18 protein-coding genes and 1 pseudogene are annotated in these 17462 nt (G+C 52.8%); 3 read left to right on the forward strand and 16 right to left on the reverse strand.

From position 1 onward, the window contains the following. From ACR0I1_RS20270 to ACR0I1_RS20290, 5 genes and pseudogenes are all read right to left on the reverse strand, one after another. Positions 1 to 239 (reverse strand): annotated as a pseudogene (locus ACR0I1_RS20270) (GNAT family N-acetyltransferase); the annotation flags it as partial. 326 nt (positions 240 to 565) lie between these two features. Further along, positions 566 to 949 (reverse strand): nuclear transport factor 2 family protein, encoded by a 384-nt coding sequence (locus tag ACR0I1_RS20275; RefSeq protein WP_480707714.1) that lies wholly within the window; start codon positions 947 to 949, stop codon positions 566 to 568. Between the two features lie 144 nt (positions 950 to 1093). Next, complete coding sequence (locus ACR0I1_RS20280; RefSeq protein WP_480707716.1) at positions 1094 to 1474, reverse strand: VOC family protein; 381 nt, start codon at positions 1472 to 1474, stop codon at positions 1094 to 1096. After that, positions 1475 to 2488 carry a zinc-binding alcohol dehydrogenase family protein gene (locus ACR0I1_RS20285; RefSeq protein WP_480707717.1) on the reverse strand — a complete coding sequence of 338 codons (1014 nt, stop codon included), beginning with the start codon at positions 2486 to 2488 and terminating at the stop codon, positions 1475 to 1477. A 26-nt stretch (positions 2489 to 2514) separates the two neighbouring features. Further along, positions 2515 to 2805 (reverse strand): putative quinol monooxygenase, encoded by a 291-nt coding sequence (locus ACR0I1_RS20290; protein WP_170797705.1) that lies wholly within the window; start codon positions 2803 to 2805, stop codon positions 2515 to 2517. 104 nt (positions 2806 to 2909) lie between these two features. Between ACR0I1_RS20290 and ACR0I1_RS20295 the strand changes: the two genes are divergently transcribed. Beyond that, the gene (locus ACR0I1_RS20295; protein ID WP_480707719.1) at positions 2910 to 3797 is read left to right on the forward strand and encodes a LysR family transcriptional regulator; all 888 of its coding nucleotides are present in this window, start codon (positions 2910 to 2912) and stop codon (positions 3795 to 3797) included. Between the two features lie 32 nt (positions 3798 to 3829). Here ACR0I1_RS20295 and ACR0I1_RS20300 read toward each other — a convergent pair whose 3' ends face one another. The 11 genes from ACR0I1_RS20300 to ACR0I1_RS20350 form a co-directional block, all read right to left on the reverse strand. Further along, positions 3830 to 4735, reverse strand: a complete 906-nt coding sequence (locus tag ACR0I1_RS20300; RefSeq protein WP_480707721.1) for a haloalkane dehalogenase — start codon at positions 4733 to 4735, stop codon at positions 3830 to 3832. A 229-nt stretch (positions 4736 to 4964) separates the two neighbouring features. Next, entirely contained in the window at positions 4965 to 6854 is a 1890-nt protein-coding gene (locus tag ACR0I1_RS20305) for an SLC13 family permease (protein WP_480707737.1), read from the reverse strand. Between the two features lie 272 nt (positions 6855 to 7126). Continuing rightward, positions 7127 to 8236 (reverse strand): AbrB family transcriptional regulator, encoded by a 1110-nt coding sequence (locus ACR0I1_RS20310; protein ID WP_480707723.1) that lies wholly within the window; start codon positions 8234 to 8236, stop codon positions 7127 to 7129. Next, complete coding sequence (rraA, locus tag ACR0I1_RS20315) at positions 8182 to 8655, reverse strand: ribonuclease E activity regulator RraA (RefSeq protein WP_480707725.1); 474 nt, start codon at positions 8653 to 8655, stop codon at positions 8182 to 8184. The genes ACR0I1_RS20310 and rraA overlap by 55 nt, the downstream gene beginning before the upstream one ends. Before the next feature lie 6 nt (positions 8656 to 8661). Then, the gene (gene otnC / locus ACR0I1_RS20320; RefSeq protein WP_480707726.1) at positions 8662 to 9303 is read right to left on the reverse strand and encodes a 3-oxo-tetronate 4-phosphate decarboxylase; all 642 of its coding nucleotides are present in this window, start codon (positions 9301 to 9303) and stop codon (positions 8662 to 8664) included. After that, the gene (gene otnK / locus ACR0I1_RS20325) at positions 9300 to 10577 is read right to left on the reverse strand and encodes a 3-oxo-tetronate kinase (RefSeq protein WP_480707728.1); all 1278 of its coding nucleotides are present in this window, start codon (positions 10575 to 10577) and stop codon (positions 9300 to 9302) included. Before otnK ends, otnC begins: the two co-directional genes overlap by 4 nt. 10 nt (positions 10578 to 10587) lie before the next feature. After that, positions 10588 to 11232, reverse strand: coding sequence for an aspartate/glutamate racemase family protein (locus tag ACR0I1_RS20330; protein ID WP_480707730.1), 645 nt, complete (start codon positions 11230 to 11232; stop codon positions 10588 to 10590). 105 nt (positions 11233 to 11337) lie between these two features. Beyond that, on the reverse strand, positions 11338 to 12423 hold the full coding sequence (locus tag ACR0I1_RS20335) for an isocitrate/isopropylmalate dehydrogenase family protein (RefSeq protein WP_480707731.1): 1086 nt from the start codon (positions 12421 to 12423) through the stop codon (positions 11338 to 11340). Between the two features lie 50 nt (positions 12424 to 12473). Beyond that, positions 12474 to 14018 (reverse strand): tripartite tricarboxylate transporter permease, encoded by a 1545-nt coding sequence (locus tag ACR0I1_RS20340; protein WP_480707732.1) that lies wholly within the window; start codon positions 14016 to 14018, stop codon positions 12474 to 12476. A gap of 9 nt (positions 14019 to 14027) precedes the next feature. Next, positions 14028 to 14459, reverse strand: a complete 432-nt coding sequence (locus ACR0I1_RS20345; RefSeq protein WP_170335947.1) for a tripartite tricarboxylate transporter TctB family protein — start codon at positions 14457 to 14459, stop codon at positions 14028 to 14030. 72 nt (positions 14460 to 14531) lie between these two features. Beyond that, positions 14532 to 15638 carry a Bug family tripartite tricarboxylate transporter substrate binding protein gene (locus ACR0I1_RS20350; protein ID WP_480707734.1) on the reverse strand — a complete coding sequence of 369 codons (1107 nt, stop codon included), beginning with the start codon at positions 15636 to 15638 and terminating at the stop codon, positions 14532 to 14534. A gap of 264 nt (positions 15639 to 15902) precedes the next feature. Between ACR0I1_RS20350 and ACR0I1_RS20355 the strand changes: the two genes are divergently transcribed. Further along, entirely contained in the window at positions 15903 to 16826 is a 924-nt protein-coding gene (locus ACR0I1_RS20355; protein ID WP_480707736.1) for a GntR family transcriptional regulator, read from the forward strand. Then, complete coding sequence (locus ACR0I1_RS20360; protein ID WP_170594450.1) at positions 16823 to 17215, forward strand: methylglyoxal synthase; 393 nt, start codon at positions 16823 to 16825, stop codon at positions 17213 to 17215. Before ACR0I1_RS20355 ends, ACR0I1_RS20360 begins: the two co-directional genes overlap by 4 nt. Positions 17216 to 17462: the final 247 nt, after the last annotated feature.

Here is a 17462-nt window from a genome sequence, read left to right on the forward strand (position 1 = left end):
TCATGCCCTATAAGCTCTTTGAATTCCTCATCAGACATTTCGACGTCGTATGCACATCCGCAATTCACAAAGCCGACGATCTCGCCTTCGATTTCAAGAATGAGGAAACCATCGGGATAGACCTCGATTCTCTTTGCTATCTTTTCGAGGGTAGCCGCTTCGTCGCCTTCATAGGCATCAGTCTCGATCTCAAAGCATCGAATTGCATCAGAGGGTTGGGCGTTTCGAATTCGGCTCATGCATTTACACTATGAACGATAGGTCAAGTTGTATAGCCGCCGTCGGTTTTGCTCGCACCATTGCTCAATCTGCGCTCGGCGCAGACTTTCTCTGCACATACCCCTCGCGGCAGCATTGCGGACAATGTTGCCCTAGGCGCGAACACATGCTTTTCATTACACAACGACGCCGCACACCCTTGACCGTAATCACTTGCACATTTAGTCAAGTTTGATCTGCCCGCTGGGACGACCCGGCCAAGCAAGGGCGTTTTTTTCAGGACGACCTGGCAAATTAGAGGTCGAACATGACAACTAAAACCAAACAAGCCAGAAACCCTCTCTTATCAAATCGACCTAAACTGTCCCATGGGCGCTGACCTCAGACACTGAAGAACGTCCCAGTGTTCGACAACCTTCCCATCGACATCCAGGCGAAAAATATCGATCCCTGCGTACTCGAGACCATCAGGCCAGATTTGATGGCAATGCAGAATAACGTGATCGCCTTCAGCGAACGCACGTTTGATGTCCACACGCTTTCCCGGGTATTCGGCGGCCATGCGCTCGAAGTACTCAACAAAGGCTTGCTTTCCGTCGCCAACATGCGGGTTGTGCTGCGTATAGGTTTCACCAACAAAGGTTGCTATGGCCTCGGCAGGTCGACACTCGTTGAACATCATTTCGTAGAAAGTGATGACGTTTTTCTTGTTTGTTCCGAGGTCCGGCATGCTGATCTCCAAATCGACGTTTGTACCACCCAAAAATGTTGGCCCACGCAATTCCGGGGAGCAACCAGGCAAGAACCTCAATCACTAATCGACAAGAAGTTGCGAGCCTGATTTTGTGCTCCGACTATTTCGAGAGTTGGCCAATTACTCGGTGTCATCGAAGTCAATATGAATATGATTCCCATCTGGATCGGCCACATGGATTTGGATCATTCGAGTCCCAGGGACTTCAGTTTTGCGATACTGGATCTGACTCGAGATCAGTTTTTCTTCGAATGCGCTCAACCCCGTGGCTGAGAGCGCAAAATGCTCGAGCTTGAGCCTCACTTCGGAGCCAACGTTAGGTGTTCCTTCGTGCCCCACAAGGTGAACCACCGCGTGATCACCCGCATACAACCAAGCTCCGGGGAACGGAAAATCAGGGCGGGCCCCGAGTTTCAAACCCAGGACCTCTTCATACCAAGTAACCATCTCAGGCAACCTTGTGGTCACGATATTCACATGATCTAGCCGCACAATTCTCATCTAAAAACCCTCAAGCACGAGCTTACCTTTGGCCTTGCCGCTTTCGAGGATAGCATGCGCTTTCATTAAGTTTGTAGCATTGATCCTACCGAGTGTATCGGTCGCTGTGGATCTGATCTTTCCATCATCTATCAACCCGGCGACCTGATTCAGGATTTCGCTTTGACGATTCATATCTCCAGTCCCAAAAAGCGACCGAGTGTACATGAACTCCCAATGCAATGAGATCGATTTGGGTTTGAACGGCGCGATGTCGAAGGTCTCAGGATCATCGATCAACCCAAAGCGCCCTTGAGGTGTCATCACCTCGCCAGCTTGGGACGCATAGAGCTGGGAATGGTTTGTCGAATAGATGAAATCCACGCTGTCGATACCGAGAGCATCGAGTTGTGCGCTAAAAGGTTCCGCATGGTTGATGACATGGTGTGCGCCCAGCTCTCTAACCCAGTCTTGTGTCTCGGGTCGGGACGCCGTCGCTATCACTGTCAATTCAGTGAGGGCCCGTGCCAATTGAATGGTGATAGACCCGACACCGCCTGCGCCACCAATAACCAGCAACGTATTGGTCCCGCCGGAAACGGCATCTTGAACCCGCAAGCGGTCGAACAGCATCTCAAAAGCAGTAAGCGTCGTTAGCGGCATCGCCGCAGCCGCTGTCGCTGGTATGGATACTGGCGCGGCTCCGACAATACGTTCATCCACCAGATGATATTCAGCGTTGGTTCCCGGTCGGTTGATTGCCCCAGCGTACCACACTAGATCTCCCGGACTGAAAGTCTCAACCGCTTCGCCAACGGCTTGGACGGTCCCAACTGCGTCCCACCCTAGAATATCAGGTTCAGGACCTTCAGGAGCACGTTTTTGCCGAATTTTCGTATCGACTGGGTTCACTGAAACTGCCTGCACCTTCACCAACAAGTCGTGACCTTTCGGTGTTGGTTTGTCGGCCTCGAAATCGATTAAGGCGTCCGCCCGATCAATCGACCCTGTCTCACGATATCCCACGGCTTTCATAACGTGCTCCTTTGTTTGGCTCTGTATCAACCGATGACAGTCATTTCATTCAACGTGAACTCCGCTACGGCGCCTTCGGTTGCTTCCAGGTAGGCCGCAAGGTGCTGTGCACCCATGTGGGTTTGCCAAAGCTCTCGGCTTTCCCAATTTTCGTAGAACACAAAATGAGCCGGGTTGTCGTTGTCCTGATGCAGGTCGTAGTTAATGCAACCCTCTTCGGAACGGGTTATATCGATGAGCTTGATAAGCTCGGCCTTTACGAGGTCGATCTTGTCGGGGTTGGCTTTGATGTTGGCGACGATTGTCAGCTTGGCCATTGGAATAAATCCCTTGTGTTCTTGAGCGATGCGCAAGATTTACGCCGCAGCCCTTTCGGGATAAACAGGGTAAGATCGAACATATAATCCGGAAATTCCGTTTAATGCTTTTGGACAATCTTCGTTTGTTTCTAACCATAGCCGAGAAAGGCAGTCTTGTGGCCGCAGCGCGCGAGACAGGGATGTCGAGCACGACAGTGTCCGAGCGGCTCGCGGCTCTAGAGGCACATTACGGTGTGGTTTTGTTCAACCGTACCACCCGTTCCATTAGGCTGACCGAAGAAGGACGAGTACTAGCCAATGGGGCAAGAAACGTCCTCAGTGAGGTTGCGGAGCTGGATACACTTGTTCGGCACGGCGCCGAAACTCTGTCTGGTCCAATTCGCATAAGCGCTCCGATTGACTTGGGACGGAGCATTGTCTCCAAGGTTATTGCCGAATTCACCGAAGAGAACCCTGCCGTCTCAATCGAGCTGTCCCTCTCAGACGGTTATGTCGACCTTGTTGGCCAGGGTTTCGACCTCGCCGTTCGCTACGGCAACATTACAGACAGTTCGCTCAGGTTGCGAAATCTAGGAAGCTACCAACGGTTCGTATGTGCGTCCCCAGGTTACCTAGCCTCATTCGGAACGCCTGAAAAACCAGAAGATCTGTTAATCCACAACTGCTTGGTCATGAGGTTTGGCGACATGATCGACAACGTTTGGGAGTTTGGATCAGGACCAAATGCCCAGCGCGTATCGGTAAAGGGAAATCGAATAGTCAATGATGGTTCACTCATCCGCGATTGGGCGATTGCAGGCCATGGGGTCGTATTGAAGTCCGAGCTGGATGTGGGCGACGATGTTCGATCTGGCAGACTTGTTGCTGTCTTGCGCGACTTCCTCCCACCGCCGAAACCTTTGCAAATGATGTTTCCACCGAGCCGGGCCCAACCACGTCGCATAACAGCCTTAGCTGAGCATTTGCGTCGCAAATTTGGTGCGAGTTGAGGCCGCAGGGGAAGACACTAATCTGATAGCTGCTATGTCTGCTCAATGAATTTCAAAGTCGCATGTGCTAGCTCAGTGCCAGCATCTTCTTGGATGAAATGCCCCGCTCTAGGCACAAGGATATGATTTTGACCAACTGCCCCAGGGATCGACTGTTGGAACAGTTTGTCTACGCCCGCCATGACCCTGTCATCTTCTCCAAAAACAGTCAGAAACGGAGTGTTGAGGGTCTTGAAGGTTTTCCATGAGGCTCGGTTGGCTTCTGAAGCTGGATTGTCGGGCGAGTCGGGCACCAACACTGGAAACTCTCGAGCGCCTGCCAGATAGCGCGCATCTGGGAACGGTGCGTTGTATGCTGCGACTTCTTCATCGGAAATCTTGGATGATGTGCCGCCGAATACAATGCGTCCCGAATTAAATTCAGGCACGGACTGCGAGTATTCCCGCCATGAAAGAAATGCCTCACTCAAGGGTGCGTCACCGGTGGGCAAGGCCGTGTTTGCCACAACTACGCGCGAGAACCGCTCGGGCATACTCGCTACCAACCGCAGGCCTATTAGACCACCCCAGTCCTGGCAAACCAACGTGATGCCCGTCAGGTCAACCTTCCGCAACCACTCGGACATCCAGTCTACATGGCGTTGGTAGGTGTAGTCGGATCGCTCTGTTGGTTTATCCGACCTTCCAAACCCAATCAAATCAGGAGCCAGAACTCGATGGCCCGCGCCCTTGAATAACGGAATCATGCGCCGGTAAAGGAAGCACCAGGTTGGCTCTCCATGCATCAACAATACTGGTGATGCATGGGCCGGTCCCTCGTCCAAATAATGCAGTCGGAGAAGACTTCCCTCGGTGTCATCCACATCAAGATAGTTCGGGCCAAAGTTGAAATCTGGCAGCCCGTCAAACCGATGGTCCGGTGTACGAAGGAACTTCATCGTGAACTCTCCAAAAAGGCCGACGGTCTTGGTCCAATAACAGTGATCGATAAAACAAGAACGGTCCAGTTCCAGCGTATACCGACTTCAGGTTTGGTTGAATTGGACACATTGCTTCGGTCCCTCGCGGAGGAGGCCCTTTTTGCAGACGTTTTGAATCCGCGCCAAAAAATTTGGTCTCAAAAACCATATATTGCGAGTTCTTCTGTATGGATCGCTGAGAGGCGGCTCAGAAAAAAATCGCAAGCCCGGTCATTGAGACAACCAAGAAAAGGAGAGTCATAATTCCACCGGAGCGAACGAAATCCACCACCCGGTAGCCTGCTGGGCCCATGATCAACGCGTTCACCTGATGTGTTGGGATCAAAAATGAGTTGGACGTTGAAATTGCCACGGTGAGAGCAAATACAGCCGGGTTACCACCCGCCGAAATGGCGATAGAAACCGCCAGCGGCACCAGCAGAACAGTTGCACCTACGTTCGACATGACCAGCGTGAACGCCGTTGCCAAAACGGCGATTCCTGCTTGCAACGACCAGATCGGCCAGCCCTTCAGAAGGGCCAACACATGCGCTGCAATCCAATCCGCAGTGCCAGTGTTCTGAACCGCCTGACCTAGCGGGATCAGTGAAGCGAGTAGAAAAACAGTACTCCAACTTATCGACTCGTAGGCTTCTTCAATCGAGAGCACCCGGCTCAACACCATCCCAATAGCGCCGATCAACAGGCACAATGACAAGCGCAGATCAGAGAATAGAATTAAGCTCAACGCTATTAGGAAGAAGGCGAGCGCCCATCCGACCTTGTGTGGCCGTAACTCTTCCTGGGGAAAATCCGAAGTTACGACGACAAAATCCCTGTCCGACTTCAGTCGTGTCAGACGGTCCCACTGCACGTGAACCACACACGTATCACCGGCCTGCAAAGGGACTTGCCCGATATGCGTGGCTGAATGATCCTCGGTTTCAACGTGGCTCAGTGTTTCTTCTCCGCGCTGAATGGCCAAAAGAGACAAACCATGTGTCTGACGGAGACGCAAATCAATCGGAGTCTGGCCGATCACTGAAGAACCGGGAGGAATAACAACCTCGGCCACCCCCGATTGGGTCGCGGCGAAATCATCCGCAAAGACATCTAGTTGGGGTAGGATCTCTAATCCGTAAGGCTCAGCAAACTGATGCTCAACCACCCGACGCAGGCCAAGCACTGCGAGCCGCGCAGGGGCTTCGATCTTGGTATCCGCCATCGGCGCGATGACCTTGTGGCCGCGATAGGATGTACCAAGAATGTACATGTTATGGGCGACCATTAGATCCGCGAGCGTTTGCCCGATGATTATTGAGCCTTCAGGAACACGTATCTCGAACATATCGGCCCTAAGCCCATAGGTATTTTCGACGTATGTTTGCATGGACCGAGCTGAGCTTGCGTCTTCTCCGCGCTCTCGCTGCGCTGGGAGGACCCAACGACCAAAGAGCACAAAGTAAAGCACCCCTGTCAGCACCAGCATCACACCGATAGGCGTGACTGAAAACAACCCAAATGTCTTCATTTGTTGGTCAGCCGGAAGGGATGAGTTTGCTGAAACAATCAGGTCATTCAACAGGATGAGGGGCGACGACCCGACTAATGTAATCGTACCACCCAGAATCGCGCAAAACCCCATGGGCATCAGCAACCTACTCATCGGGATTTCCGTACGTGCTGAGATACGGCTAACAACGGGTAGAAAGAGCGCAGCAGCTCCAACGTTCTGCATGAAAGAGCTGATGACACCAACCGTTGTTGATATGATTGGGATGATCCGGGCCTCTGTCGTGCCACCATTCTTGAGGATCAAGGCCGCAACCTTTGACATAAGTCCGGTCTTATCAAGCCCAGCCCCAATTACCATAACTGCGATGATTGACATCACAGCGTTCGAGGAAAAACCCTCAAAGAGCCTGGAGACATCGGCAAGATTACCTAGCCCCGGTAGATAGCTCAGTGCGCCAAGCAGCACCATTACAAGAATTGCTGCGACATCGATCCGTATAATCTCGGTAACAAAAAGTAAGACCGTAAAAGACAATAGACTCAATACGGCTATCATTTCGTACGTCAGTGTTGGTAATTCCATATTGTACTCCCAACCTAACGTTACCTGACTACCAGCAAATACGAAGAACCAACTCTTCGCGTCAGATAAGGCCAAAATCCATCAGGCCGACTCACGCGGCTCGTTTTCTCGGGCGTGGTATCTGCTGAAACCTGGATTTCTCCAACCCCAAGAGACGCTGATCACAAACTCATATGCCTCTCTTGAACATCGCAATGCGAAATGAACTTTCACCATGGCTAGAGTACAAACACATTAATTTTCGTGTCCTCATCATTCATATTCAGCCAATTTTAATTGCCAAGTCGGGAAGGCTTTGTGAAAGCCGCTACCAGGACAGGTGCCAAAACAAGCGCCGCCAAGACCCTAAAAATATGATGCACGCCGACGAACGCAACATCGCGACCAACGCTCACCGCTATGATTGACATCTCCGCCAAGCCTCCAGGTGAATAGGCTAAGACAAGTGCGACCGGGTCTGTCTCCAACACGTTCGCAACAGCCAATGCGCCTGAGAAGGCCACAGAAATCTGGAGAGCGACAACCATGGCCGCTGCACCTAGAGCTGCGATCAGTGCTTTGATGGGCACACCGGAAAACCGTGCACCGACATTAATGCCTATGAAAACCTGTACCAACGCGGTCACGGAAACCGGGATCTCGAACTCTGTCCATCCCAGCAAGTGAACGGCCGCGCTGAATAACATCGGCACTACCACAATAGGTGCCGGCAGCTTCACCCTACCCCGTACTAGCATTCCCAGAACGATGCATCCGATGATCCAAACCCAATCGGCGAACGTGATCGAAGCCAGCTGTGTTTGCGCTTCGGGTGGAATGACTTCGAAATCTGCAATCAGGTTGATTAGTAGTGGAATCAGCAAAATTGCTAATGCAATGCGCAACGCATGAACGATAGCGACACGAGCCTGATCCGCACCCTTTTGCTCGGACAGCAACACCATTTCGGCAATGCCACCCGGCATTGCGCATAGGGAAGCTGTCAATGCATCAAAGCGCGAAATACGTCGTAATAGGTAGAAACCCAGGACGTACATTGTTCCAAGGGCTAACAGTAAGAAGGCCAGCGACACCCACCAGGCACCAAAAGAGGAAAGCAACTCGTGCGTAAAGGATGCTCCTAACATCACACCTACAGTTGCTCTTACCAGGTCCAACATAGAGCCCGGTAGTTTGACAGGAAACTGCTTCAACGACCCGGCGATGGTCACCAACATTGACCCGATCATCCACCCCAGTGGAATGCCCGTAAGCGATACAAGCCAGCCAGCAACTGCTGCCGTGACTATAATAGCGCCATGCTGTGAGAACTTGGCAAAACTCGAAATCAGATCAATCGCTTCTTGCTGTGCAACACGCCGTCCGCATCGCCGTAAACCCAATCACCAGGATGGAATTTAACCCCACCGAAGGTCACCGGCTCCCCGATTACCCCCCATCCACGTTTCGCGCTTTTGACGGGGCTGGTCGCTAATGCGAATACCAGAGTGTCCATTTGATTGATTTCGGCACTGTCTCGAATTGCGGCGTTCATGATAAGACCCGCCCATCCATTTTTGATCGCAAGATCAGTCAACATATCGCCAAGGATTGCAATTCGCGTTGATGCTCCGCCGTCGACAACCAAAACGCGCCCCTCACCGGGTGTTTCCAGTTGCGCCCTAAGTTCCGTGTTATCTTCGAAGCACTTCACTGTCTGAATTTGCGCCGCAAAGAACCGCTTTATCCCGAACTGCCGAAACGGCAGGTGGACAAGTGTAAGCTCTGGCGCATGGTGATCGATAAGGTCAGCGGTTTTCATGACCGATTACATCCTTCCGAAAGTCTCTTTGAGTTCTGCGACTTGTTCAGCATCCAACATCCGGGTTGGCAGGCCGCGCAAGGCCACCAGCAGCTTAGCCGTTTCTTCCAACTCTTCTGCCGCACAGACCGCTGAGAAGAGATCCTTTCCCGAGACGACAGGTCCGTGATTGGCCAGCAGAACAGTACTATACTTGCCGCCCAGATCGCGGATCAAGTCACCGGCTTCCGGATCACCCGGCTTGACGTATGAAACCAGTTTGACCGTGCCAACGCGCATCACCACGTAGGGTGTAAGTGGTGGAATACAGTCATTGGGATCGGTGTCTTCCAGACACGACAGTGCAGTGGCCCAGGTCGAATGCAGATGAACCACGGCGCCCGCTTCTGGTCTCGTCTCATAGAAGGCTTGATGCAGAAAAACCTCTTTGGTCGGCTTGTCTCCCGAGACGTGGTTGCCATCCAAATCAATCTTGGCGATGCGCTCGGGGTCGATATCGCCCAAGGTGCAATTCGTTGGCGTCATGAGGATCCCGTCATGTAAACGCGCGGAGACATTGCCCGCAGTGCCAACGGAAAAGCCACGTGCAAACAGTGAGGCACACAGTTCTGACATTTGCTGTCGTAATGCCTTGTCTTCAGAACTCATTTGCCGGCCTCCATCATTCTGAGGGCCTTCGCGAAAAAGTCCGGAGCGCCAAAGTTTCCAGATTTTAGAGCCAGCGCAATGGGTTCAGTTTTTCCGACGCTCAGGACAGGTACGCCCGGGTCGATCTCTGGACCAATTGACATGGCAGGAGACCCCAGTGCCTCAGATACGACCTTGGCGACAGCTCCCGACGTCTCCCCTCCGGCAACGACAAGGCGCTTATAACCCGTTTGGACAAGTTCCCGGGCAGCTTCAGCAAAGAGATTGTCCAGCTTTTCCGCCACAGCTTCCTGACCGAATTGACTTTGGATCGCGCGCACCTCTTCCGGGCTTCCTGATGAGTAAGCGAGGGGGGCTTCACCTGAATGCTTTTCAAAGAAATCCAGAAGCGTTTGCTTAGTCACATCCCCGGACATGACACCCGGAACATTGATGGCGAACGTCGGATTGGATTCCGCATGAACATCGATCTGTCCGCGTGTCGCACCTGAACATGATCCTGCAAGGATGGCGGCGGGCCCAGCGATACCTGTGAACACACTACCACCTCTTTTGGACGACGCTCTTCTGACGAAGTTTCTGGGTAGACCCAATGCTATCCCGGATCCCCCGGTAATGAGCTGGGCATCCTTCAGAGCCTCGCCCCAGGCCAGTAAATCCTCGTCCGAGATCGCATCACCGATTACAAAGCGTTCGTTTGCGTTCTGCAAAGCATCAGCAATCGCCTCCGGTCCTTGCTTCACGGTGTCAACTGGCACCGACCCAACCGCTTCTTCGGTCTGATGCTGCAACCAACGCCTGATGTTGGCATCCGTCATCGGAGTAAGAGGGTGGTTTTCCATACCGGACTCGTTCAACGGCTTGCCGAGCACAAAAAGATGGCCCTGATAAACCGTACGCCCCGTGTTGGGAAAGGCCGGACAGAAAACCACCTTTTGCGCACTCAGTTCATTAGCCAACGCTTCCGCAACGGGGCCGATGTTTCCTTCTTTAGTGGAATCGAATGTCGAACAATATTTGAAGATGAACTGCTGGCATCCTTGGTCCGCGAGCCACCGCAGGGCACTCAGACTGTCTGCAACCGCTTCCTCGACCGGTGCCGTGCGGCTCTTGAGCGAGATCACACCCGCTTCAATCTCTTCGTGGGCCGGGGCGTTCGGAACTCCCGGAAACTGCGCGGTTCTCAACCCACCTTCCGGCTCAACGCCCTTCGCCAATGTGTTTGCAATATCGCTCGCACCGGTAAAATCGTCCGCTATGACACCGACTAGCATTGAACCTCCCTCACTGATTGCTTTCGACGCGCCGTCGGATTTCGTGAATCGCCGCCTGTGGACTGGTCAACACTGGAATCTGTACTGTCTTACGGACATCCTCAACGGCGTCAGACATCGAAAACTGGGCTAGAAGAATAACGTCCGCGTCGTCGATACTTGATGCGGTTTCCGCAATCAGGCGATTGTGTTTTTCATCATCACCCGCCTGCTTTGCAGCCAACGCGCCAGAGCAATAGTATGACGTAATCTCCGCATTGCTGCCGCGCGCCCTAGCAGCATCTAGAAATTCCTCTTCCATACCTGCCGCAGCTGGAGGAAACGTATAAATCATCGCGATGCGATCACCGTATGAGAAAGCCGCATCGAACATCGCTTCATTCGGCTTCATGACTGGGATGAGCGCCTCGAAATCTGCTCTTTCGATTGCGGCTCCGAATGCTGAGCACGTGAACAGTACACCATCGGCGTCAGCGCCTTCCGCATACCGGCAAAGGTCTACGATGCGCCGGAAAAGATCGGCGGACAATTCGACTTGCTTAGACCTGTCTAAAGACAACCCCTCTTCTAGGATGGAAATGGTTTCTGCTTCCGGCCAGTGCTCGCGTGCCGCAACTTCGATTGGATCAATCGCGACGCGGGTTGCATGGATCAACGCTAATCTTGGTCGTCTCATAATTGCTCCAGCTCAAGACGGGTGACGCCGCAAGGAGCGACGCCACCAGTTGATGTGGGCACGTTTGCCCACCGGGAGATCCAATCACGCCGGGATCGTTTCCTTGGAGACCATTTCGGCCACAAGCGTCCCGAAGGTGTCGGTATTTACGGTGCCACCAAGGTCACGGGTGCGCTTTGTAGGATCATCGATGACGGCATCAACTGCATCCGCAATGGCTTGCCCAGCCTCCATAAGCTTCGGACTACCCTTCTGCTCGCCGAGCCAGATGAGCATCATAGCGGCGGAGAGAATAAGTGATGTCGGGTTCGCAACGTTTTGCCCTTGGATGTCCGGGGCAGAACCGTGCTGTGCTTGTGCGCAGCATAAGCCCGTTTCAGCGTTTGCATTGATCGACCCAGCGAGCCCCAAAGACCCTGAAAGTTCAGAGGCAAGGTCCGAGAGGATATCGCCGTAGAAGTTAGTCGCGACGATAACATCATATTCGTGCGGTTTTCGAACCAGCAGCGCTGCAAATGCGTCGACAATCAACTCTTCGGTTTCGACTTCAGGGTAGTCCTTCGCCACCTCGCGGAAACATTCCAGAAACAGGCCGTCGGTCATGAGAAAAGAGTTGGCCTTGTGTATCGCGGCGACTTTCTTCTTCCGTTGCATGGCCAGTTTGAAAGCCTCTCTGCAAATCCGCATTGATCCGTGTCGCGTAATTTTGCGAACCGACAACGCCATGTCCGGATCGGGCATCATTTCTCCGACGCCTTTGTACATGTTGCGGTCAGGATAGAATCCCTCCGTCGCCTCACGCATGATCACAAGGTCCATTCCGGGCGCTTTGTTCGGTAGAAAGTCACGGCTGCGGGCCGGCCGCACATTCGCATAAAGATCGAGCCCGATACGGAATCCGGCCGAAACGTTGCGACCACCTTCAACGACTGGCGGGTAGTCCATATGGGACTGCGTCCCCAAAATGACTCCGTCGAATTCAGTTCGTGCACGTTCCAACACGTCGTCACGCAGAGTGATACCGTGGTTCCTGAGGCTGGTAAAACCGGACTCTTCTTCTTCAAACGTTAATCCCAGATCGTACTTCTTGTTGGCGGCCTCAACGACTTCCAAAGTCGCCGCCATGATTTCAGGTCCGATGCCATCGCAGGGCAATGTCATGATACGCATCTTTTGTCTCCTTGTTGGCCGAAGCCAGTCATTCTTGAAATCCGGTGGGTTTAATCCCCCACCGATGCCTCTTCGTCATGGCGCTGCGCATCCATGCGGTCCTTAACCCGACGGCCAACAAACATGGGCAACACGAAACCGGCGATTGCGATAAGCCAGAGGATTATTGCGAGGGGACTTCCCACTAGCGCCAACCAATCCCCGTCCGAAATCGTCATTGCGCGGCGAAGGTTCACTTCCATCTGGTTGCCAAGAAGGATGCCCAAGATGACTGGCACCAGCGGCACGTCGAGCTTGCGTAGAAGCCAGCCTGCAAAGCCGAAACCAACCATGAGCATTACATCGAAGGTGGAGCCCGTTATCGAGTAAATCCCAACGAACGAGATCATGGCGACGACAGGCATCAGAATGCGCGTCGGCACCAGCAACACGCGCGTGAACAACCCGACCAACGGAACGTTCATCAAAAGCAGAATGATGTTGCCGATGAACAAGGCCGCGATCAGCCCCCAAACCACGTCCGGATTCTTTGTGAAGAGCAGTGGTCCCGGGGTAATGTTAAGTTGCAGCAAAACAGCCAGCAGAACGGCGGTCGTCCCCGAGCCCGGTACGCCCAACGAAAGCATCGGCACCAACGCGCCTCCAGCGGCCGCATTATTGCCTGCCTCCGGAGCCGCAACACCGCGTGGATCGCCCTTTCCAAAGGATTTCCCATCTTGGTCGACGCTTTGTTTCTCCAGTGAGTACGCAAGAAATGACCCCAACGATGCGCCGGCACCTGGCAAGACGCCTGAGAAGAAACCAAGACCAGTGCCGCGAGCGATTGAAGGCAAGCAGCGCTTGATCATGCCGAAGTCTGGCAAGATGCGCCCAACTTTCGTCGCGCCAGCTGATCCAACGGCACCGCCACGGTGATGTTCGAGAAAAATCAACACTTCACTCAGTGCGAACAATCCAACGATAGCGATCAAGAAGTCGATGCCATCGAAAAGGTGGATTTCACCAAAGGTGAAGCGCTGCGACCCTGTTTGGCTATCACTGCCAATCATCGCGATACCCAGCCCTAGTGCAGCTGCGAAAGCAGATTTGGCTTGGTTCGTAGAGGAAACACCACCCAGCGTCGCAAACGCAACTGTAAAGAGGACAAAGTACTCAGCTGGTCCGAAAAGCAGCGCGATTTTGACTAACTGTGGCGCCAAAATCACCAGGCCAATTGTTGCGACAAACGCCCCAAAGAAAGATGCGATGCCACCTAAAGACAAGGCTTCGCCGGCCTGACCGTTTTTTGCCATCGGATACCCATCGAGGCACGTCATCATCGCGGGTTCATCGCCCGGGATGTTTAGCAAGATCGAACTAATTCGGCCGCCGTACATGGCGCCGTAGTAGACACTTGTAAGAAGGATGAGAGATGGGATGGGCCCAAGCCCGAGCGAGAAGGCAATCGGAATGAGGATAGCAACCCCATTTGCCGGACCCAAGCCAGGCAATGCTCCCATCAAAGTGCCGAGAAAGCATCCAACGACAGCCAGGAACAGATTTTGCGGTGACAACGCAACCGAGAATCCATCAACAAGAAGTGAAAGCGTTTCCATGGTTACCCCTCAGAACCCCAATGGTCCTTCGGCCAAAGCAAGGCCTAGGATTAGGTGAAAAACGACGTAGATACCAACGGCTGTCAAAAGGCCTACGACGAGCGACCACAGCGGAGCGGTTCCCAGTCGCCAGGTTAGGTAAGCGGTCGCAAAGGTTGTTGCGATGACAAACCCAATCTCGGAAAGAGACCATGCGTATAGAAACATCACAGCAGTGGCGAACAATATCTCGGCAAAGTCGCGCAACCCTGGCCACTTAGGCTCTTCATCCGGGCGGATTATGAAGTAGAGCGACGTAAGGCCTAACACGGTGCCCACGATGTAAGGAAAGGCGCGCGGACCCACGACATCGACCATGAAACTGTCTTTGATGATCGATGCGGCCCAAATATAGAATATCGCAAGGGCCAGCCCGAAACCGCCGAAGATGCGGTCACTCATAGTTTCCTCCCAGATTTCCGGAATTTCTTTTAGGTGCCCAACCAGATGCGACCGGTTGGGCACGCATGACATTTATTGGATGATACCGATCTCTTTCGAGAGCTTGGTCACGTCCGCAATACTGCCCTCAACAAAGGTGTACATGTCGTCGCCAAAGTTGTTGAACGGCTCAATGGCAGCTGCTTCGAGCTCTGCCTGGAAGCCAGGATCCTCGGTCAGCGTAATGATCGCGTTCTTCCAGAACTCTTTGGATTCGTCAGTTGCACCAGCTGGCATGTAGAGGCCGCGCCAGTTCGCGCCAACGACGTCGAAGCCTTCCTCCTTTGCAGTAGGAATATCCGGATAATTCTTCAGACGCTCAGGGGCCAGGATCGAGATTACCCGGATATCACCCGACTCCAGGAAGCCCAGCATCTCGGAGAAATCTCCAGACAGCGCCTCGACCGAACCAGAAAGCAGGCCAGTCATGGCTTCACCGCCACCATCGAAGGATACATATTTCATCTGGGTTACATCTTCGAGGCCAGCTTCGCGGGCGACCAACATGGGCTTGATATGGTCAAAACTGCCCACAGACGAACCACCCGCGATCCCAACTGACTTTGGATCAGCGACAATGTCCTCCATCATCTGAGACAGAGAGGTGTACTTGGAGTCTGCGGGAACAGCGATAGCTCCATATTCAGCTCCGAAGGTGGCAAGAAAGTGCACGTCATCCTGTTGGGCACCCTCGTAAATGCCCTGAGCAATTCGAGCGCTAGTACTCATAGAAGCTGCAACAATAAGGTTGTTGTCCTCGTTGCGCTCTTTCGTGACATGCGCGAACGCAACTCCGCCGCCCCCACCGCTCATATTGGTAACCTGCATCGAATCCTCGATGATCCCGAGATCGAAGAGATACTTCGCCGTTGTGCGACAGATGAAGTCCCATCCACCGCCGGGATTTGAGGGCGCAATGCATTGCGGGCTTTCAGCTTTGAATTCGGCGGACGCGCCAGTCACGCCGGCAACGGCTGCCGCAGCAGCAATGACGCCGATGCGAGTAAATTTCATGAACACGGGTAATCCTCCCCAGTTTTCCAAGTGTTTTTCAGCGCGAATCCCGCACTGGCTATTTTGATTGCATATTGATGCGCAAAAAGCCAATCTTATTTTGCTTTTTTTAATCGAAAAAACCAAAATGGCTGAACTCGCTATTCCCCGATACCTTTCAAGTATATGTTTTATTGTGTGTTTTCGAAGAATCGGCACTCACCTGAAATGAAAGAACTTCGCTCAAACAGTCATAAAACCAATCCAATTTACGCGAACATCATCGTCTCAGCAGTGTAAAATCCATCTTCCTTTGGCTTTTTACGTGTAGAAAACCTAAAATTTGGCTGTATGTTAGCTGTCAGATGCAATCTACGTAGGTGAGAGCGGCAAGAGGAGTCAGGCGTACCGATGCGAGCCAGCGAATTGTCAAAGAAGATATCGAACCGTCTTTTGCATGATATCGTTGCGGGTACACTTGAAGGTGGCCAGCATATAAGCGCTCAGCAAGTCGCCGACAGGTATGGCGTATCCAGAACCCCAGTGCGCGAGGCGCTTATATCCTTAGAGGAAAAAGATGTTCTCATCCGCCTGGAAAACCGCGGGTACTTTGTGGCCGACAAGTTGCCTCCAGCCATCAAAGAAAACCTGGATACTGTCGACCCGAGCGAACTGGACGAATACCAACTGCTTGCAAACGATTGGCTAACAAATGAAATTCCAGAAGAAGTTACTGAGCAGTTCTTAAAGCAGAAGTACGGCTGGACTAAAGCTAAGGTCGGAGAACTGTTGATCCGCGCTTCTCGAGAAGGTTGGGCTGAACGCAAAGAAGGCTACGGCTGGCGGTTTCTTCCAGTCGCAAAAACACCCGAGGCATTTGATGAGATTTACAGGTTCAGAATGGCGATAGAACCAGCCGCCATGCTGGAGCCCTCGTTTGAACTCGATCACAAAGTCCTGGATGAACAGCGGCGCATTCAGCAGGGAATGCTCGATATGGATATGGACGCCGTTAATGGAGAAGCGCTGCTAGAAAGCGGGGCTCTATTCCATGAGGAGCTCATCAAGTTGTCCGGAAACCCGTTCTTTCTCATGGCACTCCAACGCGTGAATAGAATGCGACGCCTTATGGAGTACCGAGCCGAAGTGAACCATCAACGATTGATAGAACAATGTACTGAGCATCTTGAAATCCTTACACTCCTGGAATCCGGTAACACCGTGGATGCCTCCTACAGAATGCGGCAACATTTGAGTGGCGCACTTAAGCGTAAGTCTCCGCTGGCATGGAGTTGGGCTACGGACACTTCAACACCGAGGAAAGCAACATCATGAGCAATGGGAGCGACGGTCCAAACGGCCGCAACCGAGTCGCGCTTGTGGCGCATGATCAGATGAAAGACACAATGGTCGAGTGGGCCAAATCCCACAAAACCGCATTGAGCAAGATGGAGCTTTTTGGGACTGGCACGACCGGCGGGCGAATTGCAGATGAAGTCGGCGTGCCTATCAAGCGTCTCAAAAGTGGTCCGCTGGGAGGCGACGCTCAAATCGGCGCTATGATTGCCGAAGGGAAGCTCGACACACTGATCTTTTTCATTGATCCACTATCAGCGTTGCCACACGACGTCGACGTAAAATCACTTCTTCGACTGGCTACGCTGTACAACACTGTTCTGGCTATCAATGAAGCGACTGCCTCGAAGGTCATAAGCGAGGCTTAGTCCAAACGAAGCGACTGCTCCACTAGGAACTATAATTGCTTTGGGCTTGACGCTGACGTTCGCCTGAATATCGCGAGCGATTGCTATACGGACGAAGGGGAAATCCTACCGCTAGGTTGAATTTCCACTCACCGTGGCTCAACCAACCAACGTTTTAAAGTTGCATAGACATTTCGTGCCAAGTCATTCCTCCATGATCAGAGATTGATGGGCGAAGATAGTTGTACCCAAATCTCTGGTAAAGCGG

It is taken from the genome of Ruegeria sp. B11 (assembly GCF_056539785.1).